Source organism: Streptomyces sp. NPDC059443, assembly GCF_042750105.1.
Taxonomy (GTDB): Bacteria; Actinomycetota; Actinomycetes; order Streptomycetales; family Streptomycetaceae; genus Streptomyces.
Map to the genome: position 1 here is coordinate 265,681 of NZ_JBHYVM010000004.1, position 23,431 is coordinate 289,111.

Annotated in this window: 24 protein-coding genes; 5 read left to right on the forward strand and 19 right to left on the reverse strand. The window is 73.6% G+C overall.

Annotated features, from left to right (window positions below; all coding sequences use genetic code 11):
* Positions 1–176: 176 nt before the first annotated feature.
* The 4 genes from ACFXDJ_RS05740 to ACFXDJ_RS05755 form a co-directional block, all read right to left on the reverse strand.
* Complete coding sequence (locus tag ACFXDJ_RS05740; protein ID WP_384653983.1) at positions 177–1,040, reverse strand: tyrosinase family protein; 864 nt, start codon at positions 1,038–1,040, stop codon at positions 177–179.
* 6 nt (positions 1,041–1,046) lie between these two features.
* Positions 1,047–1,436 carry a tyrosinase family oxidase copper chaperone gene (locus ACFXDJ_RS05745; protein ID WP_384653981.1) on the reverse strand — a complete coding sequence of 130 codons (390 nt, stop codon included), beginning with the start codon at positions 1,434–1,436 and terminating at the stop codon, positions 1,047–1,049.
* A 74-nt stretch (positions 1,437–1,510) separates the two neighbouring features.
* Entirely contained in the window at positions 1,511–2,038 is a 528-nt protein-coding gene (locus ACFXDJ_RS05750) for a GNAT family N-acetyltransferase (protein WP_384653979.1), read from the reverse strand.
* Positions 2,039–2,054: 16 nt separating this feature from the next.
* Positions 2,055–2,666, reverse strand: coding sequence for a trimeric intracellular cation channel family protein (locus tag ACFXDJ_RS05755; RefSeq protein ID WP_384653977.1), 612 nt, complete (start codon positions 2,664–2,666; stop codon positions 2,055–2,057).
* A 121-nt stretch (positions 2,667–2,787) separates the two neighbouring features.
* On the opposite strand from ACFXDJ_RS05755, the gene ACFXDJ_RS05760 reads away from it, so the two are divergent.
* A complete protein-coding gene (locus ACFXDJ_RS05760) occupies positions 2,788–3,303 on the forward strand; it encodes a GNAT family N-acetyltransferase (RefSeq protein ID WP_384653975.1) in 516 nt (171 codons plus the stop codon).
* 64 nt (positions 3,304–3,367) lie between these two features.
* On the opposite strand, the gene ACFXDJ_RS05765 is transcribed toward ACFXDJ_RS05760, so the two are convergent.
* From ACFXDJ_RS05765 to ACFXDJ_RS05775, 3 genes are read right to left on the reverse strand one after another with little or no spacing between them, the layout of a single operon-like run.
* Complete coding sequence (locus ACFXDJ_RS05765; protein ID WP_384847899.1) at positions 3,368–4,501, reverse strand: acyl-CoA dehydrogenase family protein; 1,134 nt, start codon at positions 4,499–4,501, stop codon at positions 3,368–3,370.
* Positions 4,498–5,712 carry an acyl-CoA dehydrogenase family protein gene (locus ACFXDJ_RS05770; protein ID WP_384847902.1) on the reverse strand — a complete coding sequence of 405 codons (1,215 nt, stop codon included), beginning with the start codon at positions 5,710–5,712 and terminating at the stop codon, positions 4,498–4,500. The genes ACFXDJ_RS05765 and ACFXDJ_RS05770 overlap by 4 nt, the downstream gene beginning before the upstream one ends.
* On the reverse strand, positions 5,709–6,692 hold the full coding sequence (locus tag ACFXDJ_RS05775; protein ID WP_384653969.1) for an NADPH:quinone oxidoreductase family protein: 984 nt from the start codon (positions 6,690–6,692) through the stop codon (positions 5,709–5,711). The genes ACFXDJ_RS05770 and ACFXDJ_RS05775 overlap by 4 nt, the downstream gene beginning before the upstream one ends.
* A 234-nt stretch (positions 6,693–6,926) precedes the next feature.
* Between ACFXDJ_RS05775 and ACFXDJ_RS05780 the strand changes: the two genes are divergently transcribed.
* Both ACFXDJ_RS05780 and ACFXDJ_RS05785 read left to right on the forward strand, forming a co-directional pair.
* Positions 6,927–7,826: an SDR family oxidoreductase gene (locus ACFXDJ_RS05780; RefSeq protein WP_384847905.1), complete on the forward strand. Its 900-nt coding sequence runs from the start codon at positions 6,927–6,929 to the stop codon at positions 7,824–7,826.
* 135 nt (positions 7,827–7,961) lie between these two features.
* On the forward strand, positions 7,962–8,564 hold the full coding sequence (locus ACFXDJ_RS05785; RefSeq protein WP_384653965.1) for a TetR/AcrR family transcriptional regulator: 603 nt from the start codon (positions 7,962–7,964) through the stop codon (positions 8,562–8,564).
* Between the two features lie 61 nt (positions 8,565–8,625).
* Here ACFXDJ_RS05785 and ACFXDJ_RS05790 read toward each other — a convergent pair whose 3' ends face one another.
* From ACFXDJ_RS05790 to ACFXDJ_RS05810, 5 genes are all read right to left on the reverse strand, one after another.
* Positions 8,626–9,459 (reverse strand): enoyl-CoA hydratase/isomerase family protein, encoded by an 834-nt coding sequence (locus ACFXDJ_RS05790; protein WP_384653963.1) that lies wholly within the window; start codon positions 9,457–9,459, stop codon positions 8,626–8,628.
* A gap of 23 nt (positions 9,460–9,482) precedes the next feature.
* On the reverse strand, positions 9,483–10,250 hold the full coding sequence (locus ACFXDJ_RS05795) for a PIG-L deacetylase family protein (protein ID WP_384847908.1): 768 nt from the start codon (positions 10,248–10,250) through the stop codon (positions 9,483–9,485).
* Between the two features lie 58 nt (positions 10,251–10,308).
* Positions 10,309–11,622: an alpha/beta fold hydrolase gene (locus tag ACFXDJ_RS05800; protein ID WP_384847911.1), complete on the reverse strand. Its 1,314-nt coding sequence runs from the start codon at positions 11,620–11,622 to the stop codon at positions 10,309–10,311.
* A 121-nt stretch (positions 11,623–11,743) separates the two neighbouring features.
* Complete coding sequence (locus ACFXDJ_RS05805) at positions 11,744–12,829, reverse strand: S-(hydroxymethyl)mycothiol dehydrogenase (protein ID WP_384653957.1); 1,086 nt, start codon at positions 12,827–12,829, stop codon at positions 11,744–11,746.
* A 97-nt stretch (positions 12,830–12,926) separates the two neighbouring features.
* A complete protein-coding gene (locus tag ACFXDJ_RS05810) occupies positions 12,927–13,916 on the reverse strand; it encodes a LysR substrate-binding domain-containing protein (protein ID WP_384847914.1) in 990 nt (329 codons plus the stop codon).
* Positions 13,917–13,986: 70 nt separating this feature from the next.
* On the opposite strand from ACFXDJ_RS05810, the gene ACFXDJ_RS05815 reads away from it, so the two are divergent.
* Positions 13,987–14,934 carry a dihydrodipicolinate synthase family protein gene (locus ACFXDJ_RS05815; protein WP_384847917.1) on the forward strand — a complete coding sequence of 316 codons (948 nt, stop codon included), beginning with the start codon at positions 13,987–13,989 and terminating at the stop codon, positions 14,932–14,934.
* A gap of 16 nt (positions 14,935–14,950) precedes the next feature.
* Here the strand turns inward: ACFXDJ_RS05815 and ACFXDJ_RS05820 are convergent, their stop codons facing one another.
* On the reverse strand, positions 14,951–15,802 hold the full coding sequence (locus tag ACFXDJ_RS05820) for a GNAT family N-acetyltransferase (RefSeq protein ID WP_384847920.1): 852 nt from the start codon (positions 15,800–15,802) through the stop codon (positions 14,951–14,953).
* Positions 15,803–16,234: 432 nt separating this feature from the next.
* Here ACFXDJ_RS05820 and ACFXDJ_RS05825 point away from each other — a divergent pair, with 432 nt between their 5' ends.
* A complete protein-coding gene (locus tag ACFXDJ_RS05825) occupies positions 16,235–16,915 on the forward strand; it encodes a transglycosylase SLT domain-containing protein (RefSeq protein WP_384847923.1) in 681 nt (226 codons plus the stop codon).
* A 39-nt stretch (positions 16,916–16,954) separates the two neighbouring features.
* Here ACFXDJ_RS05825 and ACFXDJ_RS05830 read toward each other — a convergent pair whose 3' ends face one another.
* From ACFXDJ_RS05830 to ACFXDJ_RS05855, 6 genes are all read right to left on the reverse strand, one after another.
* The gene (locus ACFXDJ_RS05830) at positions 16,955–17,560 is read right to left on the reverse strand and encodes a response regulator (protein WP_384847926.1); all 606 of its coding nucleotides are present in this window, start codon (positions 17,558–17,560) and stop codon (positions 16,955–16,957) included.
* Complete coding sequence (locus tag ACFXDJ_RS05835; protein WP_384653946.1) at positions 17,557–18,789, reverse strand: sensor histidine kinase; 1,233 nt, start codon at positions 18,787–18,789, stop codon at positions 17,557–17,559. Before ACFXDJ_RS05835 ends, ACFXDJ_RS05830 begins: the two co-directional genes overlap by 4 nt.
* Positions 18,790–18,840: 51 nt before the next feature.
* Positions 18,841–19,557, reverse strand: coding sequence for an ABC transporter permease (locus tag ACFXDJ_RS05840; RefSeq protein WP_384653985.1), 717 nt, complete (start codon positions 19,555–19,557; stop codon positions 18,841–18,843).
* A gap of 2 nt (positions 19,558–19,559) precedes the next feature.
* Positions 19,560–20,561: an ABC transporter ATP-binding protein gene (locus ACFXDJ_RS05845; RefSeq protein WP_384653944.1), complete on the reverse strand. Its 1,002-nt coding sequence runs from the start codon at positions 20,559–20,561 to the stop codon at positions 19,560–19,562.
* Positions 20,562–20,647: 86 nt separating this feature from the next.
* Positions 20,648–21,574, reverse strand: coding sequence for a squalene/phytoene synthase family protein (locus ACFXDJ_RS05850; protein WP_384653942.1), 927 nt, complete (start codon positions 21,572–21,574; stop codon positions 20,648–20,650).
* 81 nt (positions 21,575–21,655) lie between these two features.
* Positions 21,656–23,365, reverse strand: coding sequence for a protein kinase (locus tag ACFXDJ_RS05855; protein WP_384653940.1), 1,710 nt, complete (start codon positions 23,363–23,365; stop codon positions 21,656–21,658).
* Between the last annotated feature and the right edge of the window lie 66 nt (positions 23,366–23,431).

Consider the following 23,431-nt stretch of genomic DNA (forward strand, 5'->3'; position numbering starts at 1 on the left):
CCGGGGGTCGCCAACCCCCTCAACCCCGGCGGGGGCCCCCGGCCCCCCCCCCCCGGGGGGGGCCCCGGGGCGCCCCCCCCCCCCCCCCCCCGCGCGGGCCCCCCCCCCCCGGGGGGGGGCCCCTTCTCCGTGCGGTCCTGCTCCTCGGAGCCCGGATCACTCGTAGCGGTCCCGGATCACTCGTAGCGGTAGAGCCCCTGGTGGCCGAGCATCTCGTGCGGGGTGAGGTCCCACGGCGGCATCTGCTCGTCGGCGGCGATCACCCGGCCGCGCTGGAGGTCGCCCAGTTCGAGCGGGGCCGCGGGCAGGTAGCCGGCCCCCGGGTGCCTCTGTTGCCAGCGGTCCCAGAGCAGGTCCACGAAGGCGTGGTGCAGCCAGAACACCGGATCGTTCGGCGCGGTGCCGCCCGTCATGTGACCGCCGATCCACTGGTGCACCTTGTTGTGGTTGCGCCACTTCTCGCTCTTCGGGGCGGACCAGCCCTCCAGCTTGTTGCGGAAGCCGCCGCCCTCGGCCGTCGAGTCCCACGGCGAGGAGTCGTACACCGGGTCGTCGAGCGCCCACTGGAGCTCGGCCGGGGTCGGCAGGCTGATCGGGTTCTGCGGCCGGCCCAGGTTGCGGGTGAGGAAGCTGGCTTCCGTGATGCCCACGGTGACCGTCCAGTTGCCCCTCTCGTAGGCGAACGGGCCCGTCATCACCTGGCGGTCGCTCTCGCGGCCGGTCCCGCCGAGGAAGTCGTCGGCCCACAGGGAGGAGACCGGGCTGTTGTCGGTGGTCCAGTCCCAGTAGGGGATGGTGACCCCGGAGTCGACGGTCTGCAGCTGACGTTCGAACTCCAGCAGATAGCACCGGTGCCAGGGGAAGAACGACGGCGACATGTGCCCGACGCGCAGCTTGCGGTCGCGGTCCGGGACGAAGTACTTGTCGTGGGTGCGCACGAACGCGTCGTAGGTGCCGTTGCGCTTGAGCTCGATCACGGCCGCCGTGAACCGCTTCTTCTGCGCGCTGGTCAGGTTCTTCTGGTTCTGCCTGACGTACACGGCCGGCTACTCCCGTCCGCCGTGGTGCGGGGCCCCGAACGCCAGCCGGCCGGAGCCCAGTTCGTCCACGGCCGCGCGGGCCAGTTCCAACGGGGTGTCGTAGGACTGGAAGTGGTTGATCCCGCTGAGGTAGCTGCCGTCGGCGCGGCGCATGACGTGCAGGGGCCGGCCGTCGATGCGGACGGCGGCCGCGGCGAGGTCCACGGCGATGTGCCGGCCGCGGTAGGTCTCCTCGGTGAACCGCGTGAGCGGGGCCGGCGTGAGGGTCTGCCGGGGGCGGCGGGCGCGCAGTACGGGGGCCAGGGCCGCGGCGGTGCCGGCGAACACGGCCGCGGTGAAAGCCGTACGGAGGACCGCGCGGCGGGTGAGTGGTGCGGCGGCGGGTGCTGCGTACATACGGTCTCCCTCGCTCGGTGGCCGGTGCCTACGGGTCTAACGCGGCGCGGCGGGCGAGGTCACCGAGGAGACCCCTACTGCTTCGTGTGCTTGTAGTAGAGAGTGGTCGCCACCAGCCGGCCGGCCGGATCGGTGGCGTAGTCGGGGATGGTGCCGGCCACGGTCCAGCCGGCGGCCCGGTACACGCGCTCGGCGGGGCTGCCGCTCTCGGTGTCCAGGAACAGCAGCAGCACCCCGGCGCTGGCGGCGGCCCCCTCCGCCTCGGCGAGGAGCGCACGGCCGGTGCCGCGCCCGCGGGCCCCGGGGTGGACCATCAGCTTGCGCACCTCGGCCCGGTGCCGCCCGTTGGCCTTGGTCTCCCGGTACCAGCTCACCGTGCCGTCGACCCGCCCATCGGGCCCCCTGGACACCCACAGCGCGAGGGAGCCCTCGTCGACGGCGGGGAGCAGGGAATCCCACCAGGCGGCGGCGCCGTCCCGGTCGAGGTCCGCGAGGAAGCCGATGGAGGAGCCGGCGCGCACGACGGCCAGCAGCAGCTCCGCGAGTTCGTCCCGGTGGGCGGTGAGCTGGGCGGCGTCGAGCCGGGCGATGTCGTGGGTCATCCCGCGAGGATAAGGATCAGCCGGTTGCGCGCTGGAGGCGGGGCAGGTGCAGATCGCGGAAAATGGCGGCCATCCGGAGCCCGAAGACCAGGGCCGCGGACACGACGATGTCGACGGTGTCCGAGGTGCCGGCGGAATGCAGGCCGAGGTAGCACAGCGCCCCGGCGAGCGCGGCCGTCGCGTACACCTCCTCGCGCAGCAGCAGCGGCGGGAACTCACCGCAGAGCACGTCCCGGACGACCTCGCCGGTGACGCCCGTCAGGACGGCGAGGATGAGCACGGCGACGGGGGTCACGTGCGCGTCGATGGCGGCGCGGGCCCCGATCACGGTGACCACGGCCAGCCCGACCGCGTCGACCACCATGAGCGCGCGGTGCGGGAGCTTCCGGCGGCGCAGGTAGAGCATGGTGGCGACGGCCACGGACGCGATGAGGACGAGCAGCAGCCAGTCGTGCGTCCAGTAGAGCGGCTGCCGCCCGAGGATCAGGTCGCGCAGCGTCCCGCCGGAGATGCTGGCCGCGAAGGCGAGCACGAGCCCGCCGAAGGGGTCCATGTTCGCGCGGTGCGCGGCAAGGACGCCGGAGGCGGCGAAGGCGGCTATGCCGAGGAGATAGAGGGCGTGCAGCACGGCGCGGTTCCCTTCGCGGGGCGTGGTCGTCGGGGCAACCCGCCAAGGCTGCCGCACCCCGCCTGCGTCCCGCATCGGCCATTCGGCCAGGCCAGGCCAGGCCCTGCTATACCGTGGCGCGATGGTGCATGTGCGGGAGATGGACGGGGCTGACATCGAGGCCGTCTCGACGATCCGGGTCCGGGGATGGCAAGCGGCGTACGCCGGCATCGTTCCCCAGGCGTACCTGGACGCAATGACGGTCGAAGGCGATGCCGGTCAGCGGCGGCAGTGGTTCTCTCAACCCCACCGGACGTCACGAGACCTTGTTGCGCTCGGTGACGGTGGCCCGGTGGGGTGGCTCTGCTTCGGTCCCTGTCGAAGTGAGGTGCCTGGGCTGGAGCGGGCGGGCGAGGTCTACGCCCTGTACGTCTCGCCGGATCTGATCGGCCGGGGCATCGGCCGGGAGCTCTTGAGCGAGGCTCACGCCCGGATGAAGGGCCAGGGCTTCGAAGCGTCTGCCTTGTGGGTTCTCCGCGACAACCGGCGAGCCCGGAACTTCTACGAGCGGGCCGGCTATCAGGCCGACGGTGCGGCCCAGGACGACGTCTACGACGAGATCACTCTCAGCGAGCTCCGCTACCGGCGCGTGCTCTGAGTTCAGGTCCCGGCCGGCGGAGGGTTCCGGCGGCCGGGACCTGGATGAGGCGATCAGGTAGCCCCTAGGGGGCCGGGAGTTCCGCGAAGTCGGCTACCAGGCCTCGGTGGTGGCCGGGGGTGCCGAGGGCCAGGGAGTCGGCCTTGGCGCGCTTGAGGTAGAGGTGCGCGGGGTGTTCCCAGGTCATGCCGATGCCGCCGTGGAGCTGGACGCACTCCTCGGCCGCGCGGACCGCGACGCCCGAGCAGTAGGCCTGGGCCACGGCCACCGTGAGGGGCGCGTCGGGGGCTCCCGTCGCGAGGGCGTCGGCGGCGGCGCGGGCCGCCGCGCGGGCGGAAGCCACGTCGAGCCAGAGTCGCGCGAGGCGGTGTTTGAGGGCCTGGAAGGAGCCGATGGGACGGTTGAACTGGTGGCGGCCGCGCACATGGCCCACGGTCTCCGTCAGGCACCATTCGGCGAGCCCGAGCTGTTCCGACGCGAGCAGTCCGGCCCCCGAGAGCAGCGCTCCGGCGATGGCCGCGCGGGCGGTGGCGGGGTCCGCGAGCCGGGTTCCGGTGGCCCCGTCGAGGGTGACGTCGGCCAGCGGCCGGGTCAGGTCCAGCGCGACGAGCGGGGTGAGCGAGACCCCTGCCGCGGTGGCCGGGACGGCGTACAGGCCGGTGTCGGCGAGGACGAGCAGTACGTCGGCGGCCACCGCGTCGGCCACGGAGGTGGCGGTGCCGCTCAGGGTCCGCGCGCCGGTGTCCCGGACCGGTGGCGGGAGCGGAGCGCCGGGTGCCAGGGTCAGCGGCAGCGCGGGTACGCAGATCCGCCGGCCCGCCGCGAGTTCCCGTAGCAGCTCCGCGGGCTCCGCGCCCTCGCAGCCGAGCAGGATCTCCACCGCGAGGACGGCGCTCGTGAGGTAGGGGACCGGAGCCGCGGCCCGGCCCAGCTCTTCCAGGACCACGGCCGCTTCGCGGTGGCTCGCGCCCTGTCCACCCAGCTTCTCCGGTACGAGGAGTCCCGCCGTGCCGATGTCGGCGGCGAGGGTCCGCCACAGTTCCGGGTCGTGCGGATGACCGCTCTCGATCCGGCCGAGGACGGCCGGGGCGTCGCAGCGGGCGGCGAGCAAGGAGCGTACCGCCGTGCGGAGTTCCTCCTCCGTCTCGGAGTACAGCAGGTCGAGGGGTGCGGCGCTCGGGGGGTAGGGCGGCGTCATCGAGCCAGGTCCTTCCATGCGAGGTCCTTGTCGTCGCGCGGCTCGGCGGGCAGGCCGAGTACGCGTTCGGCGACGATGTTGAGGAGGATTTCGCTGGTGCCGCCCTCGATGCTGTTGCCCTTGGCACGCAGGTAGCGGTATCCGGCGTCGCGGCCGGTGAAGTCGACGATCTCGGGGCGGCGCAGGGTCCAGTCCTCGTACAACAGCCCTTCCTCGCCGAGGAGTTCCACCTCCAGTCCGCTGATCTCCTGGTTGAGGCGGGCGAAGGTGAGCTTCATGCCCGAGCCCTCGGGGCCGGGCTGGCCGGCGACGAGCTGCTGGCGCAGTCGCTCCCCGGTGAGCCGGGCGACCTCCGCCTCGACCCACAGTTCGAGCATCCGCTGGTGGAGGGCGTGCGTACGCAGCTCCGGGCGCTCGCGCCAGGCGGCGGCGACCGGGGCGATCATGCCGCCCTCGCGCGGGATCCGCATGCCGCCGATGGAGACCCGCTCGTTCATCAGGGTGGTGCGGGCGACGGCCCAGCCCTGGCCCACGGCGCCGAGGCGGTGGGCGTCGGGGATCCGGACGCCGGTGAGGAAGACCTCGTTGAACTCGGCCTCACCGGTGATCTGGCGCAGCGGGCGCACCTCCACGCCCGGGTCGCGCATGTCGCACAGGAAGTACGTGATGCCCTGGTGTTTGGGCAGATCGGGGTCGGTGCGGGCGATCAGGATGGCCCAGCGGGCGGTGTGGGCGCTGGAGGTCCACACCTTCTGGCCGTCCACGACCCACTCCCCCGCGGCCTCGTCGAGGACGGCGCGGGTGCCGAGCGCGGCCAGGTCGGAGCCGGCGCCGGGCTCGCTGAAGAGCTGGCACCAGACTTCCTCGCCGACCCACAGGGGGCGCAGGAAGCGCCGCTTCTGCTCCTCGGTGCCGTACGCGAGGATCGTGGGCGCGGCCATGCCGAGGCCGATGCCGATCCGCCGCGGGTCGTTGTCGGGTGCTCCGGCGGCCTCCAACTCGGCGTCCACGACCGCCTGGAGGGAGCGGGGCGCGGCGAGTCCGCCGAGGCCCCGGGGGTAGTGGACCCAGGCGAGTCCGGCGTCGAAGCGGGCCCGCAGGAAGTCTTCGCGTCCGGTGCCGGCGGGCGGGTGCGCGGCCAGCAGCTCCCTTACGCGTACCAGCAGTTGCTCGGCGGTGACCGCGGCGGCGGCCGGGCCGGCGGCGGTCACCGGGCGCTCCCGTCCAGGGACGGTACGACGACCAGCCGGCCGGTGGTGGTCCCGTCGGCGACGCGCTGCACGGCGTCGGCGGCTCCGGCGAGCGGGACGCGTTCGCTGACCAGCGGCCTGATGGAGCCGTCGGCGGCGAGGCGGGTGAGCTCGGCGTGGCAGGCGGCGACGGCGGCCGGGTCCTTGGCGGCGTAGAGGCCCCAATGGAGGCCGAGGACGGCGTAGTTCTTCACCAGGGCGTGGTTCAGCGCGGGGGCCGGGATGGTGCCGCTCGCGAATCCGACGACGATGATGCGGCCCTCGAAGGCCACGCATTTGGCCGAGGCGGTGTAGGCGTCGCCGCCGACCGAGTCGTAGACCACGTCGGCGCCGCGTCCGCCGGTGAACTCCTTGACCCGGGCCGCGATCCCGGCCACGTCCTCGCCGGTGCGGTCGATGACGAGGTCGCAGCCGAGCTCCTCGGCGGTGCGGACCTTGGCCTTGCCGCCGACCACTCCGATGACGGTGGCCCCGGCGGCCTTGCCGAGCTGGACGGCGGCGCTGCCGACCCCGCCGGAGGCGGCGTGCACGAGGAGGGTCTCGCCGGCCTGGAGCCGGGCCCGGCGGTGCAGGCCGAACCAGCCGGTCTGGTAGCCGATGTGCAGGGCCGCCGCCTCGGCGTCGTCGAGGGTGTCGGGGGCGGGGAGCAGGGAGCGCGCGGAGGCGGTGACGTACTCGGCGAAGCCGCCGTGGGGCAGGCTCGGGTTGGCGATGACGCGGCGGCCGTCCTCGGTCTGTCCGCAGATCTCCACGCCGGGGGTGAAGGGCAGTGGCGGGCGGATCTGGTACTGGCCGCGCGCGAGCAGCGCGTCGGGGAAGTTGACGTTGGCGGCGAGCACCTTGAGCTTCACCTCGCCCTCGCCGGGCACCGGTTCGGGCACCTCTTCGAGGCGCATGACCTCGCGGGGCTCGCCGGGGGTGTGTACTCGCCATGCCTGCATCCGGGGCCTCCAGCCGCCGACGGAAATAACGCCTCGCTGGCATACTAAGCGGTCGCTTGCATCCGTGGGAACCTCCCTGAACTCCTGGGAACCGGCCGCTCCGCAGCAGCCTGATCGACCTGCGCCGATCCGGCCGCATCCGTCCCCCTTTCGGGCGACGGGCTACCTGGCGGTCGGCGCTGCCTGCGCCGCGGCCATGGCGATCTCGGCGTCCGCACGCTATCGATGGGCCGCATGGAGAACCCCTTGCTCGGCCTGCCCGCGCCGCCGCCGCTCGGCTCTGCCGCCCTGCCTCCCGGTACGTACGCGGGACAGGTGGTGCTCGTGACCGGCGGCGGCACCGGACTGGGCAAAGCCATCGCCACCGAATTCGCAAGGCTCGGCGCGGACCTGGTGATAGCCGGCCGACGGATCGAGCAGCTGAAGTCGACCCAGGAGGAGTTGGCGGCCGTACCCGGAGCGGGCCGGGTGACCGCCGCGGTCTGCGACATCCGGGACCCGGAACGGGTCGCGGAGGTGTTCGACGCCGCCGAGGCCGCCTTCGACCGGCTGCCGAACGTGCTGATCAACAATGCGGCGGCCAATTTCCCCTGCCCGGCAGAGGACTTGTCCCCCAACGCCTGGCGGGCGGTGGTCGACATCACCCTCACCGGCACCTGGTTCACGACCCGCGAGTTCGGCCGCCGCCACCTCGCCGCGGGCAGCCGCGGGTCCATCGTGAACATCGGCGCCTCGTACGCCTGGACGGGCGGGCCGGGATTCGCCCACAGCGCCGCCGCCAAGGCCGGGGTGAAGAACCTCGTGGAGACCCTCGCCGTCGAGTGGGGCCCGTACGGCATCCAGATCAACGGCCTGGTTCCCGGGCTGTTCCCGCACGCGGACATGACCGAGGACGTCCGGGACGGTCTGGAGCGGGCCGCCCCGGACGCCAAGGACGGCCGGCAGCCCGCCCTGCGGGTCGGTGCGCCGCGCGAACTGGGCTGGGCCGCCACCTTCCTGGCCTCCCCCTACGCCCGCTTCATCACCGGCCACACCCTGGTGGTGGACGGCGCGAACTGGCAGCGCCGGTCCATCGTCAACCCCGAAGTGGTGCCGGTGCGTGAGCAGTTGGGGCGCGGCCCGTTCACCCCCTGACGCGGCCGCACGAGTCGCGTTTGGCCTGCCGCGCCCCTTTTGCAGGAGATGCCAGGATGCGGTGCTGTGGCACATTGGCCCTTTGGCCACTTGCCCCTAGACCCTTGATCCCATCGACCCCCCGGAGGTGTTGCGGTGAGCACGGTGAGTACGGGCCGCCCGTCGTTGACGGAGCGGCGCAGGGAGGCCACGCGGTTCGAGATCGCGGAGGCCTCGGCCGCGCTGTTCTCCGAGCGGGGGTACGAGGCCACGACGGTGGACGACATCGCGCGGGCCGCCGGCATCTCGCTGCGCACCTTCTACCGCTACTGCCCGGCGAAGGAAGACGCGCTGACCCCCGTACTGACGGCCGGGGTCTCCACCCTGGTGGAGCAGTTGGCCCTGCGCCCCGCGGGAGAACCGCTCACCGAGGCCGTCCAGGCCGCCTTCACGACCGCGACGGCGGGCGCGCGCTACGAGGAACCGGGCCAGACGGTCCGCCTGATCCAGGTGATGAGCCGCGTCCCGGCGATCCGCCTGCGCTGGCTCGCGGCCGCCCGCGCGATGCAGGACCGCCTGGTCCCGGTCCTCGCACTCCGCACGGGCCGCCCCGAATCGGCCCTGGACACCCGCCTCTTGGCGGCCGTGCTCATCGACGCCGTCACGGTCGCCCTCGAACACTGGGCCGCCGAAGACGGCCGCGACCCCCTCCCCGAGGTCTCGGCCCGCGCCCTGGCACTGCTGCGGCTGGAGGAATAGGGCCGGGCGGTCCGGACGCGCCTCCGTGACCTCGGCCCCCGCGTCCTCGGCCTCCGCGAACTCAGCCCCCCGTGAAGCGTGGCGGGCGGCGGGCCGCCTTGGCGGTGTAGCCCTCGCGGGAGTCCTCCGAGGTGAGGGTGAGGGCCGCCGTCATCGCCACCCGATCGAGGGCCGCGGGCAGGGCGGCGTCCGCGTAGGAGTCCACGGCCCGCTTGATGCCCTGGACCGCGAGGGGGGCGTTGGCCGCGATCTCCGCCGCCAGGGAGCGGGACGTCGACTCCAACTCGGCGACCGGTACCACCTGTTGGACCAGGTTCAACCGAAGCGCCGTCTCCGCGTCGATGCGGCGGCCCGTCAAGGCCAGGAACTTGGCCCAGCCCGCGCCCGCCTCGCGTGCGATGCGCAGGTCTCCGCCGGCGTCGACCGCCACGCCCAACTGGGCCTCGGGCAGGGCGAATACGGCGTCGTCCGCCGCGATCCGGATGTCGGCCATCAGCGCCAGCTCGAAGCCGAAGCCGAGGCAGTAGCCCTGCGCCGCCGCCACCACCGGCTGCGGCAGCTTGGCGAGGACCGCGAAGCGTTCGTGGACCCAGCGGATGCCCTCGTAGTAGTTCCGGTTCCGCTCGGCGGCGGAGGCACCCGTGATCGCCCCGCCCGGGGCCGTCACGTCGATGCCCGCGCAGAAGGCCCGTCCCTCGGCCCGGAGCAGGACCACCCGTACGTCCGGGTCGAAGCGGATCCGGTCCGCCAGCAAACCCAGCTGGCGCGTGGACTCCCAGCTCCAGCCGTTGAGTTTGTCCGGGCGGCAGAGGGTGAGTTCCGCGATCCCGTCCGCGACCTCCAGACGGATCCGTTCCTCACCCTCCGCGATCTCCGTGCCGATGGTGTCGATCACGCGGACACCCTAGGGCGGACCGGTCAACGCGGGAAGACCTCGAACGCCACCGCCGACCGCCCGCCGAACCGGGCCGCCGCCTGCCGGGCGTTGCCGGTCAGGAAGTCGCGTACGTACGTCTCCGGGTCCTCGTCCGTCAGGACCTCGATGTACGCCTTGTGCTCCATCAGCGATTTGATCGAACGCTCCATCCCCGGACCGGCGTCGGCCGCGTGCGTGGGCGTCGTGGTGCCGGACACCGCGACCCAGCGCACCCCGTCCCACGGCTCCAGCCCCTGCTCCGTGATGAGTTCGGGGAAGATCCAGCGGTTGCCCGCGTCGCCCGCCGCGTCCAGCGTGGCACGGCCGACGGCCTTGTGGTCGGGGGTGTTCCACCAGCCGCCGCCGTCGGCCCCGCCCCACGTGTCGCGGTGGTTCATGGTGATGACCAGCTCGGGCCGGTGCCGGCGGATGGCGGCCGCGATGTCCCGGCGCAGTCCGAGGCTGTACTCGATCACGCCGTCGCGGTGGTCGAGGAACTCCACCGTGGAGACTCCGACCACCGCGGCACTGGCACGCTGCTCCGCCTCGCGCAGCGGGGCGCACACGGCGGGGTCGATCGTGTCGATGCCCGCCTCCCCGCGCGTGGCCAGCAGGTAGACCACCTCGCGGCCGCCGTCCGTCCAGTCGGCGATGGCCGCCGAGCACCCGTACTCCAGGTCGTCGGGGTGGGCCACCACGGCGAGCGCGCGCTGCCAGTCGGTGGGCATGGGCTCCAAGGGCGCCACGGATCCGTCCAGTTGTTCAGTCATGCCTCGCACAATAGGCGAACGGACACCCAGGATCTGGTAGGGGCGCCGGGCCCTGCGCTCAGACCTCGTCGCGTACGAGCGCCAGCAGCCGGTCCAGGACGCGCGGGCCGCCGGCCCGGACCCCGTCGTGGTCGAACTCGTCCGTCACCCAGGTCCGCAGTCCCCGAACGGCCCGGGAGGTGGCCAGGGAGTGCGCGGTGTCCACGTACATGTCGTCGTGGTAGACGGCGGCGGCCACCGGGACCTCGTTGGCGGCGAGCCGCGCCGGGTCGTACAGGGGCGTCCAGCCGGTACGGGCGGCCAGCAGTTCGGCGGTCTCGCGCAGCGGGGCGAGCGCCGGGTCGCAGTCGAAGTGCCAGGGGTGGATGGTCTCGCCGGTGAAGTACAGCGGCTCGTCGCCCTTGAGGGTGCGGGCGGCGTCGAAGCGCGGCTGGTCCGCGCGCACCCGGTCGGCGGCCCAGCCGAGGGGCGCGCCCGGGTCCTGCGCGTAGATCGTCTCGTGAATCAGCGCGTACAGGGGGTGTCCGGCGAAGGAGAGCTGGGCGTGGACGGCCTCCAGGAAGGCGTCCGAGAGGGCGGGCCCGGCCGTGGTGGGGACGAAGGCGTCCTCCAGCAGGTAGTGCAGCTGGTGGCTGCCGTCGGAAACGCCGAGCACGAGGCCCAGGGACTGGAAGGCCTCGGCCGTCAGCCGGTAGCCGCCGGGGAGTTCGGCCGGGTGGTCCTGGAGATGGGCGGCGATGCGGCGGGCCCGCTCCACGTCCATGGGGTAGCGGGCGTAGTGCTCCCGGTTCTTGCGCTCCATGCGGGGGTACGCGGCTTCGTACACCTCGGCGGCGGTCGCGTCGAGGGACGGCAGCCCGCCGGTGATCAGGGCCGCGGCCAGCCCCTCGGGGGCGGCGCCGAGGTAGTGGGTGACGCAGAAGCCGCCGAAGCTCTGGCCGAGGACGGTCCAGGGCGCACCGCCGGTGAGGAGGGGGCGGATGGTCTCCGCGTCGCGCACGATGGAGTCGGCGCGGAAGTGGGCGAGGTACTCGGCCTGCTGCGCGGGGGTGCCGCGCAGGGGCAGGGTCTGCCGGTTGACCGGGGTGGACCGGCCGGTTCCGCGCTGGTCCAGGAGGAGGACCCGGTACTCGGCCAGGGCACGCTCCAGCCAGGCCTGCCGGCCGATGAACCGGCGGGCGCCGAAGCCGGGACCGCCCTCCAGGTAGAGCAGCCAGGGCAGTGACTCCGGGTCCTTTCCGGTGGCCACCAGCTCGCGCGCGTACAGCTCGATCCGCTCGCCGTCGTCCGGCCGGGTGTGGTCGAGCGGGACCGTGAAGCGGTGGTCGGTGATGACGACGCCGGGCTGGCGGTAGCTGGCACTGGAGGTCACGAACGGCCCCTTGGATGACGATGCCCCGGCCGGGTCGCGACCGGGGTACGGAAATGGCGGTGCGGCCGAGTCTAGTACGACCCCATCCCGAGCCATGCCCCTTACCAGGGCCGTCGCTCCGTCAGAACTCGACCACCGAGCGGAGCACCTCGCCCCGTTCCATCCGCTCGAAGGCCGCCTCGACCCCGTCCAGCGCGATCCGCTCGGAGACGAACGCGTCGAGGTCCAGGCGTCCTTGCAGGTAGAGGTCGATGAGCAGCGGGAAGTCCCGCTCGGGCAGGCAGTCCCCGTACCAGGAGGACTTCAGGGCGCCGCCGCGCCCGAAGACGTCCAGCAGCGGGAGTTCGAGCCGCATCTCCGGCGTCGGGACGCCGACCAGGACCACGGTGCCGGCCAGGTCGCGCGCGTAGAACGCCTGCCGGTACGTCTCCGGGCGGCCGACGGCCTCGATGACCACGTCCGCGCCGTTCCCGCCGGTCAGCTCCTGAATGGCCTTGACCACGTCCTGCGCACCGCCGTTGACGGTGTGCGTGGCACCGAGCCCCCGCGCCCACTCCAGCTTCCGGTCGTCCAGGTCCACCGCGATGATCCGCGAGGCACCGGCCAGCCGCGCGCCCGCGACGGCCGCGTTGCCCACTCCCCCGCAGCCGATGACGGCCACGGAGTCCCCGCGTCCGACGTTTCCGGTGTTCAGGGCGGCGCCGATGCCGGCCATCACCCCGCAGCCGAGCAGTCCGGCGGCGGCGGGCGAGGCGGCCGGGTCCACCTTGGTGCACTGGCCGGCCGCGACCAGGGTCTTCTCGGCGAAGGCGCCGATGCCGAGGGCCGGGGAGAGCGGGGTGCCGTCCTCCAGGGTCATCGGCTGGGTGGCGTTGTGCGTGGCGAAGCAGTACCAGGGCTTGCCGCGCTTGCAGGCCCGGCAATTCCCGCACACCGCACGCCAGTTCAGGATCACGAAGTCGCCGGGGGCCACGGAGGTGACGTCCGGGCCGACCGATTCGACGACCCCGGCGGCCTCGTGGCCGAGCAGGAAGGGGAACTCGTCGTTGATCCCGCCCTCGCGGTAGTGCAGGTCGGTGTGGCAGACCCCGCAGGCCTGGACCCGTACGAGGGCCTCGCCCGGCCCCGGATCGGGCACGAGGATGGTCGTCGTCTCCACCGGTGCGCCCTTGCTCCGGGCAATGACTCCTCGTACGCGGTGTGTCACGTGCTACCCCGATCTCGATCACGGTCCGGTTCGGCTGCTCCGACGGATCCCCCGGTCCGGCCAACGTACACGCGCGTTCCCGCATGCGGGAGTTGCCTCACTCCCCCGCGCGCCCTAGTTCCGGCGGCACCGCCGAGCGCAGGGCCGCGCCGAAGGCGGCGACGGCCGGGTGGGCGGCGGCCCCGCTGCGGAAGGCCAGCTTGGTGCGGCGTTCCATGAGGAGGCGGGTGAGGACGACCGCCGGGTCGGCGTGCCCGGTGATCCCGAGCTGCGGCACCACGGCCACGCCCTGGCCGGCCGCGACCAGCGCGAGGACGGTGGCGAACTCGTCGACCTGGTGGCGGATCCTCGGGGCGAACCCGGCGGCCTGGCAGGCCCGTACGGTCATGGCGTGGCAGAGCGTCCCGGGCGTGGCGGTGATCCAGGGCGCGTCGGCGTGCCTACGGAGCGTCGCGCCCTGATCGGCTCCGACGGCGCCGGGCACGGCCGCCGGGGCCACCTCGCCCGCCGGGAGCCCGGGCGCCGGGAGCCCGGCCCCCTCCGGGGCGGCGACGGCCGCCGGGGCCGCCAGGTACATCGCCTCCCGGTACAACGACTCGGTGGCCAGCCCGGGTTCCTCGGGGGCGGGGACGAAGTCGTACTCGTGGATCAGGGCCACGTCCAGGTCGCCGGCCCGCAGCGCGTGCGCGACGGCCGCCGGGTCGGTCTCGGACACCATCGGCTCCAGCCCCGGGTGGCGGCGGCCCAGGGCGACCAGGGCGGCCGGGACGATGGCCCGGGTGGCGGTGGGGAACGACCCGATCCGCAGCGCTCCGGCCAGGCCGCTGCGGGCTTCGGCGAGATCCGCGTCGGCCCGTTCGAGCAGTTCGAGGACGGCTTCGGCGTACCGGACCAGGTTCTGCCCGGCGGGGGTCAGCCGGACCCGGCGGCCGGTGCGCTCCAGCAGGGCCAGGCCCGCCTCGCGTTCGAGGACTCCGAGCTGCTGGGACACCGCCGAAGGGCTGAAGGACAGCGCTTCGGCGACGGCGGCGATGGTCCCCCGGCGGGCGAGTTCGCGCAGCAGGCGCAGGCGTCGTACATCGAGCATCGGATCAGCTTACGGTTCAGGTAAGAAACGCGAACTGGATTCGACGCTCGGGGCGCGCGAGGCTCGACACATGACACCGAACCTCTCCACGCTTGCGCTGAGCCTGCGCGGGATCCACGTACCGCTCGTCACCCCCTTCACCTCCACCGGGGAGGTGGCCGCCGAGGCCCTGGAAGCCCTGGCCCACGAGGTGCTCGGCGCGGGCGCCACCGGGATCGTGGCCCTGGGCACCACCGCCGAGGCCGCCGCCCTCGACGAGGCGGAACGCGACCTGGTCACGGACGTCTGCGCCCGGGTCTGCCGGGAGCGGGGGGCGCTGCTGAGCGTGGGCGCCGGGGCGAGCGCGACCCTGGCCGCCGAGGCCTCGCTCACCCAGCTGAAGCGGTGGCCCGAGGCGCACGCGGCGCTGGTGAGCGTGCCTGCGTTCGTCCGGCCCTCGGCCGCCGGGGTGCTCGCGCACTTCACCCGGCTGGCGGAGGTGAGCCCGGTGCCGCTGATCGTCTACCACGTCCCGTACCGGACCGGGCGGTCGCTGGACGCGGCCGCGCTGCGGGCGATCGGCGCGCTGCCCGGGGTGGCGGGGGTGAAGTACGCGGTCGGCGCCGTCGACCAGGACGCGGTGGAGCTGCTCGGCGGCCTGCCCGAAGGCTTCGAGTTCCTGGTGGGCGACGACGCGTACCTCTCGGCTCTGCTCGCGCTCGGCGCGGCGGGCGGGATCCTCGCCTCGGCGCATCTGGCGACGGACCTGTTCGCCGAACTCGCGACGGCCTGGCGCGCGGGCGGGGCCGGCGACGCGGACCGGGCCCGAGCCCTGGGCCACGCGTTGGCCCGCCTCTCCGCCGCGCTCTTCGCCGAGCCCAACCCGGCGGTGGTCAAGGGCGTGCTGCACGCGCAGGGCCGGATCCCGAGCCCCGATGTGCGCCTCCCCCTGCTCCCGGCGAGCGCGGCCTCGGTTGCGGCGGCGCAGCGCGAACTGGCCCGCCTCCAGGACGCGTTCCCCGGAACCGGAACCTCCTAGCCGGAACTCCTAGCCGCTAGAGGTCGATCGAGCGGAACTCGTCCAGCACGGTGAAGCCCGTGCTGTCGTACAGGCTCATCGCGACCTCGTTGCCCCCGAAGACGTTGAACATCATCGCCTCGTCGCCGCCCTGCCGGGTGGCCCACTCGCCGACGGCCATGGCGGCCCGTCCGTAGCCCTTGCCGCGGTGTTCCTCGTACACCTCCAGCGAGAAGCCGAAGGTCACGCTGGGCAGGAAGCCGTGGTTCACCCAGCCGGTGCCGATGACCTGGCCGTCGGCCTCCATCGCGTAGAAGGCGTGACCCGGGGTCAGGTACCCCTGGGGAAGGTGGAGGGCGAAGTCCCGGTCGGACTTCTCCTTGGCCTGGGCCGGGGTCAGGGCTCCGGCCCGGACTATGTCCGCGATGTACGCGGCCTCCTCCCCGGCGTACCAGCCCGGGTACTCCTCCTCGGTGAGCCGGCGGGCCGTCAGGCCCGGCGGCATCTCGGGCCGCTCCGCCACGGCGCGCATCCGGTTCTGTCCCCGCAGGGGATAGTCGGCGAAGGCTCCCGGTCCTCCGGTGAGCCGGACCTCCACCCGCTGCGCGCCGCGCTCGGCGCACCACCGCTCGGCCCACGCACGCCCCCGCGGCGCCGTCAGGTCGTGGATCCGGCCCACGGTCGCCCCGTTGTCCTCGGTCACCTCGACGGCGATCCACCCGTCGCCGTCCGTGGCCACGGTCCAGCCGTCGATCCCCTTCACGGCCCGCTCCAGCAGGGCCCGCGCCAGCGGCTCCGAGCAGCCCGCCGCCCGGTACCCGGCCAGCACCCGCTCCTGGAACCCCTCCCGCCACTCGCCCCGGTCCGCCGCCATCGCCATCTCGTCCATTCGCCCACCCTAGGCAGGAGCACTGACAGGGCGGAGTCGCGGCGGGCCCGTGCACGGTCGCCGACACGACCCGAATGACCCCTGGTGGGCGATTCGCCGCCAACGGGTGGGTCGCCCGAATCACGCACGGCGACGGGCGACTTGCCCGAATTGGGGTGCCGCCGGGAGTTCCGTGATGTGAGTCACGCCCGCCGGGTCAACATCATTTCCCCGGAACGGTCGATTCCCTTTTCCCTGCGGGAATTTCCGCAATTCCCGGATCCCTTTTCAAGGTCATCCGCCGGGCCGATAGCGGGAAGTTGATCTCCCGGTCTAATTCGTGTCTTGTTCCGGCCCCGCGGACTCGCCTACGTTCGCCTCGTTCCCGGTGGTCCGCTGCCGAATCCGGCCGCCGCCAGGGCTCTCCCGTACCCCCACGTGAGGAATTCCGCCATGCCCGCACAGGGAAAGCACCGTCGGCCGAAGCACAACCCGCTCACCCGCAAGCTGGCCCTCGCCGGCACCGGCGGCGCGGTCCTGGCCCTCCCGCTGATCAGCGCGACCACGGCCGGAGCCGCCGAGGTGACCGCCGTGACCGCCGCCCCGACCACGTACTCCGTGGTCACCGGCGACACCCTGGCGAAGATCGCGGCGGAGCACTCCATCAGCGGCGGCTGGCAGCAGCTCTACGAGGCCAACCGCAGCGCGGTCGGATCCAACCCTTCGGTGATCCGTCCCGGCCTGAAGCTGAAGCTCGGCTCCGTCGCCCCGGCCACGGCCCCCGCCGCCGCCCCCGCGGCCGTGTCCACCTACGCCAACAACCTCGACGGATGGATCCGCCAGTCGCTCGACGTCATGGCCCAGCACGGAATTCCCGGCAGCTACGAAGGAATTCACCGCAACGTGATGCGTGAATCCTCGGGGAATCCGATGGCGATCAACAACTGGGACTCCAACGCCGCGGCCGGCATACCCTCCAAGGGCCTGCTCCAGGTCATCGACCCGACCTTCCGCGCCTATCACGTCCCCGGCACCGCCTTGGACTCGTACGACCCGGTCGCCAACATCACGGCCGCCTGCAATTACGCGGCCGCCCGCTACGGCTCGATCGACAACGTCAACAGCGCCTACTGAGCGGCGTCCACTGAGCGGGCCCGAGGGGGGCCCGCCCGGTCACAGCCAGCCCTGGCGGCGGGCCGCGCGGACGGCCTCCATCCGGTTGCGGGTGCCGGTCTTGCCGATCGCCGCGGACAGGTAGTTCCGTACGGTCGACTCCGACAGGTGGACCTTGGCCGCGATGTCGGCGACGGTGGCTCCGTCCACCGCCGCGCTCAGGACGTCGATCTCGCGCCGGGTCAGCGGGTTCGGGCCGGCGCTGAGGGCGGCGGCCGCGAGCGCGGGGTCGATCACGGTCTCTCCCGCGAGCACCCGCCGTACGGCCGCGGCCAGTTCCTCCACCGGGCCGTCCTTCACGAGGAATCCGGCCGCCCCCGCCTCCATGGCCCGGCGCAGATAGCCGGGCCGGCCGAAGGTGGTCAGGATCAGCACCCGGCAGTCCGGGCACCGCCGGCGCAGGTCGGCCGCCGCGTCGAGTCCGCTGCGGCCGGGGAGCTCGATGTCGAGCAGGGCCACGTCGGGCCGGGTCTCCAGGGCCGCGGGCACGATCTCGTCCCCGGCGGCGACCTGCGCCACGACCTCGATGTCCTCCTCCAGCCCGAGCAGCAGGGCCAGGGCCCCGCGCATCATCCCCTGGTCCTCGGCCAGCAGCAGCCTGATCATCGGTCCTCGCCTTCACCCGCGGTCTCGTACGCCCCGGTCTCGCCCGCGGTCTCGTACGCGGCCTCGTGCGCCTCCGCGTCCACCGGGAGTTCGGCGGTGACCCGGAAGCCGCCCCGGCCCGGGACCGGGCCGCCGACGAGGGTGCCGCCGGCCACCGCGAGCCGTTCGGCCAGACCGGTCAGACCGCTGCCCGGCGGGGCCGAGCCTACGCCGCCCCCGTCGTCCGTGATCACCAGCCGGACCCGCTCGGCGGCTCCCCGTACCTCGATCTCGCAGGTGGTCGCCGAGGACCCGTGCCGGATCACGTTGGTGACGGACTCCCGGACCACCCAGCCCAGCAGCGCCGCCGTCTGCGGGGGCAGCGGCGGTCCGGACTGCCGGACGACGGGCTCGATCCCGGCGGCGGACAGGACCCCGCGGGCCCGGTCGAGCTCCCCGGCCAGGCTCGCCTCGCGGTAGCCGGTGACGGCCTCGCGGATCTCCACGAGGGCCTGGCGGCCGACGGACTCGATGTCGGCGACCTGGGCGAGGGCGGCGTCGATGTCTCGGGGCGCGAGCCGGCGGGCCGCCTCCGACTTCACGACGATCACCGACAAGGTGTGGCCCAGCAGATCGTGCAGGTCCCGGGAGAAGCGCAGCCGCTCCCGCTCCACCGCGGTGCGCGCCAGCTCCTGCCGGGTCTCGCGCAGCTCGCGCACCGTCTCGGAGAGGGCGAGGATGGCCGCGGTGACCATGCCCGACAGGAAGGTCCCGTAGACCACGCCCACCGCCCCCCAGCCGTCGCGGTAGACGCCGATCGCGCCGCCCACGACGCACAGCCCGAGGACGGTCACGGCGAGCTCCCGGCCCCGGAGCACGGCCCCGACGGCGAGCCCGAGCAGGGGGAAGAAGGCCAGCCAGCTACCCCCGTAGGCGAGGGCCAGCCCGCAGGTGACCGCGCCCATCGCGACGAGGCTCCAGCGGGTGCTCGCGGCCTCCCGGGCGCCCTTGTGGAAGGCGCGGAACACCACGCTGATGTAGAGGGAGTTGAAGATCAGCAGCCCGAGGCCCCCGACGAGCGGGTTGGGGGTCTTGCCCTGGATGATGTTGGAGAAGGCTCCCATTCCCATGAGCAGCCACGGCAGCAGGGAGAGCCCGCTGTTCACTCCGGTCCCGGCGGGCCCGGGCAGCCGGAGCCGCTTCTCCTTGGCGGTCTTCTCCTTGGCGGCCGGGCCGGGGCTCACGCCCATGTCCCTTCCCCGTTCCGCGGCGCATGCCGCATCGTGTACCACGCGCATCGCCTACACCGTCCGCGCGGACCGACGGTACGAGAACACCGCGTACGAGCCGAACAGCAGGGCCCACGCGAGGATCACTCCGAGCGCCGCGAGACCGGGGGCGGCGCCCGTGGCGAGGTTCTGCCCGATCTCCGCGAACCGGTGGGTCGGGGTGAGGTCGGAGAGGGTGCGCAGCCAGTGCGGGAACAGCGCGGCCGGGAACCAGAGCCCGCCGACGATCGACAGCAGCAGGTTGCAGGAGACGTTGACGAGGCCGGTGGTCTGGGCGGAGAGGCGGTAGCCGTTGCCCAGGCCGAGGAAGGTGAAGGGGAGGGCACCGAGCCAGAGCGCGAGGGCGACGGCCGCCCACTGCCAGGCGTCGAGGCGGACCCCGTTGACGAGCGCGCCCGCCGCGAGCACGGCGGCGATGGCGGGCAGGACCACTACCGAGCCGGTCAGCGCCCGGCTGATCACCACCTGGCGCGGGGTCATCGGGGTGACGCGGAGCTGGCGCAGCCAGCCGACGCCCTTGTCCTCGGCCACGCCCGTTCCGGCGGAGAGGGCCGCGCCCAGGGCCCCGTAGGCCGCCATCGCGACCATGGAGGCGGTCTTCCACTCGGGGTCGGCGGTGCCGAGGTTGGTGAAGAGCAGATACATGACCACCGGCATGCCGATGCCGAAGAAGACGAACCCGGTGTCGCGCAGCGTGCGCCGGACTTCGAGACGGACGTAGGCTGTGATGATCATCGGGCACTCTCCACGGCGGTGTCGGATCCCGCCTCGGCTCCCGCGTCGGATCCGGCGTCGGCTCCCGCGTCGGCTCCGGTCAGGGCGAGGAAGGCCTCGTCGAGCGAGGCGGCGGTGACCTCCAGGCCGCGGACGGCGCCGCGGTGCACGAGGGCGACGACGGTGGCGTCGGAGTCCCGGGTACGCAGCTTCGCGCGGTCCCCGGTGATCTCCACGGCGACCACCCCGGGCAGGGCGGCCAGCTCCTCGGTGGACCGCCCGGACAGGTCGAAGGCGACGAGGGAGCCCCCGGCGGCGCGCCGGAGCCCGTCCCCGGTGTCGTCGGCCACGACCCGGCCGCGGTCCAGGACGAGGATGCGGTCGGCGTGGGCGTCGGCCTCGTCCAGGTAGTGCGTGGAGAACAGGACGGTGTTGCCGCGCCGGGCGTACGCCCGCATGGACACCCAGAAGGCGCGCCGGGCCTCCACGTCGAGGGCGGCGGTCGGCTCGTCGAGGACGATCAGCTCGGGGTTCCCGGCGAGGGCGACGGCGAAGCGGACCCTCTGGGCCTGGCCTCCGGAGAGCCGGTCGACGCGGCGGCCTTCGAGGCCGGTGAGCCCTGCCAGCTCCAGGGCCTCGGCCACCGGCATCGGCGCCGGGTAGGTCCGGGCGACGAAGGCGACGAGCTCGCGCACGGTGAGCCGGGGCACGGCCCGGCCCTCCTGGAGCATCGCGCCGACCCGGCCGGAGCGCACCGCATGCGCGGGGCTCTCCCCGAAGAGGCGCACGCTGCCCGCGTCGGGCTCGTTCAGGCCGAGCAGCAGGCTGATGGCGGTGGACTTCCCGGCGCCGTTGCGGCCGAGCAGGGCGACGGTTTCGCCGCGCCGGATGTCGAGGTCGAGACCGGCCACGGCGCGGACGGATCCGAAGGACTTGGCGGTGTGCCGGAAGCTGACCGCCGGGGGTACTGCCAGGGCTTGCGTCGCCCGGTGGGTCTTCGCCGAATGCGTCTGCTTCATGTACGGAACGCTACGGAGGGCGGCGGCGCCCCGGCAGATGCGCGTGTACGGACTCCCTCCGTACAAATGTCACTGCCGACCAAATGTCACTGCCGGACGGCGGTGGAGCGGGCCGGCCTGTTCGCCCTGGCGCGGGCCAGGGTGCGCAGCGGTGCCACGAGGCCGTAGCCGACGTCCTTGCGCAGGGCGCCCGCACCGGCCCGCTCCACCGCCGTGAGCTGGTGCTCCATCAGCTCGGTCATCGTCACCGCGACCTGCCGCAGCCCGGGGTCGGCCAGGTCGCGGATCCCCTCGGCAGCCGCCAGGGCGGTACGGGCGCGCGCGCACTCGGCGGTCAGGAGTTCCCGTATGCCCGCGGTGTCACGGGCCTGTTCGAGGTCGGCCCGGGTCACGGAGTGCTCGGCGAGCCGGTCGCGGGGGATGCAGAGCCGGCCGTCCGCCAGGTCCCCGGCGAGGTCGGCGAGGAAGTCCACCCGCTGGGCGGCGTCCACGAACCGCCGCCAGCCGGCGGCCTGTTCGGCGTCGGGACCGCCCTGGTACTGGAGCCCGGTGAAGACGAGCACGCCGGGCCAGGCGTAGGCGTCCAGGTAGGCCTGGAACTCCGCCTCGGTGGCGAACCCGTCGAACACCGCCTCCGCGGTGGCGGCGCCGTCGAGGAAGCGGAAGATCCATTCGGCGGGCAGACCGCGGGAGCCGACGGCGTGGGCGTAGGCGCGCAGCAGCGGGTCGGGGCTCTCGCCGGTGTCCAGCGCCCGGCGCACCTCGGCGCCCAGTTCTTGCAGGCCGTCGGCCCGCTGCTGCGGGGTGCCGGTCTCGGCGACGTCGTCGACCCGGTTCATGAAGGCGAGCCCGGCCGCCAGCCAGGGCTGGAGCGCCGGGTCGGCCAGCAGCCGCAGGGCGAGGTAGGGGGCGGGCTCCCGGCGCAGTACGCGGCGGGCCGTGTGCGTGTAGTCGGCGCGAAGCCGGGGGCCGGATATCCCGGCCGTGGTGAGCGTGGTGCGCCAGCTGGGCATGGTGGTGGGTACTCCGCTTCGTTCGTCCGCGTGCGTTCGTCGGCGTGCGTTCGTCGGCGCTCGTTCGTCCGCGCCGGATGGTCAGTCGCGGTAGACCTTCTTGATCTTGAACTCGGTGTCCGCGAGGACGTAGCCGCCTTGACCGTACGGGTCGCTGATGTACGGGCGGATCGCGGGGGTACCGAGCCAGGGCGAGACGTTGAGGTAGCGCGAGCTCGGGATCGGGACGGCGAGCTCCTTCTGTGACTGCTCCAACAGGGCGGGCAGGGCGTCCCAGTTGAGCGCGGCCATGTCCATGAGGGGCTCACCGGCCTTGACGGTGCCTTCCGGGCCGCTGCGCTTGGCGACGCCGTTGCGGTACTGCCAGGAGTCGACGGTCTTGGCCCCGGGCGCGGTGGGGATGGAGGCGATCACGTACTCGTCGTAGACCCTCATGTCGACGAAGGTGGTGGTGCCCGCCTGCTGCTTGAAGGCCTCGATGGCGGCACGGATGCCGGCGGGGCCGATCAGGCTGCCCTTGGGCGGGGTCGCGGTCTGGGGCGCACTCGCCTTCGGGGTCGGGGCGCCGGACGTGCCCGGGGTCGCGGGCGAGGGGGAAACCGGCGCGGAGGGGGAAGGGCTGCTCGCCGGCTTGGCGTCGACGCCCTTGCCCTGGTCCTTGCCCGTGCCGGCGTCCGCGCCCTGCGACCAGATCACGATGCCGATCGCCCCGGCGGCCAGGACCGCGGCGAGGAGTCCACCGATCAGGGCGGTCCGGCGGCGGCCGGTTCCGGGACCGGGGCGGTGGGACCCGGGAACGGGCACGGTCGACGCGTACGGGTTGCCCGTGCCGGGTTCGAACGGCGTGGGGGTCGGCGGGGTTGCCGATCCCGCCGGGACCGCCGGGACCGCCGGGCCGAACTGGCCCAGGGCGACCGGCGGAGTCACCGGGGTGGCGCCGCCGAGAGCACTGCTCGCGCTTCGGAGCAGCGCTTCCAGCTCCTCGGCGCCGGGCCGCACGGCCAGGTCCCGCACCAGCAGCCGTTCCAGTACGGGCCCCAGCGGGCCGGACCGTACCGGCACCGGGATCGGCTCGTCGAGCACCGCGACCACGGTGGCCAGGCTCGTGGCCCGGCGCAGCGGGTGCACCCCCTCCGAGGCCACGTACAGGAGCATGCCGAGCGACCACAGGTCGGAGGCGGGGAGCCCCTCCTCGCCACGGGCCCGCTCCGGCGCGATGTACTCCGGCGAGCCGATCAGCACACCGGTCGAGGTCAGCGCGGTCGCCCCGTGCAGCGCGGCGATGCCGAAGTCCGTGAGGACGGCGGAACCGTCGGTCCGCAGCAGCACGTTGGCCGGTTTCACGTCCCGGTGCAGCACCCCCTCCGCGTGCGCGGCCCGCAGCGCGGAGAGCACGTCGAGCCCGAGCCGCACCACGTCCGCGACCGGCATCGGCCCCGAGGCCAGCCGGTCGTGCAGGGAGCCGCCCTTGACCAGCTCCATCACGATCCACGGATGGCCCTCGGCCCCGTCGGCGGGCTCCACGATGTGGTGGATCGTGACCACGTTGGGGTGGGCGAGACGTGCGAGGGCCCGGGCCTCGCGGACGGCCCGTTCGCGTAGCTGGACGGCGAGGCCGGGCTGTGCGGCGGCGGTCGCCGGGTCCGGCGGCCGCACCTCCTTGAGCGCGACGTCCCGGTGCAGCGCGATGTCCCGCGCGCGCCACACCGTGCCCATTCCGCCGCTGCCCAGGGGCCCCGCGAGTTCGAAGCGCCCGTCGATCAACCGTCTGCCGGAATCACTGCTGTCCATGGCCGGTCATCGTAGGGGCCGCCACCGACGGCGGCGCGACCGGAGTGGGCGGCACCGGGGCGGGCG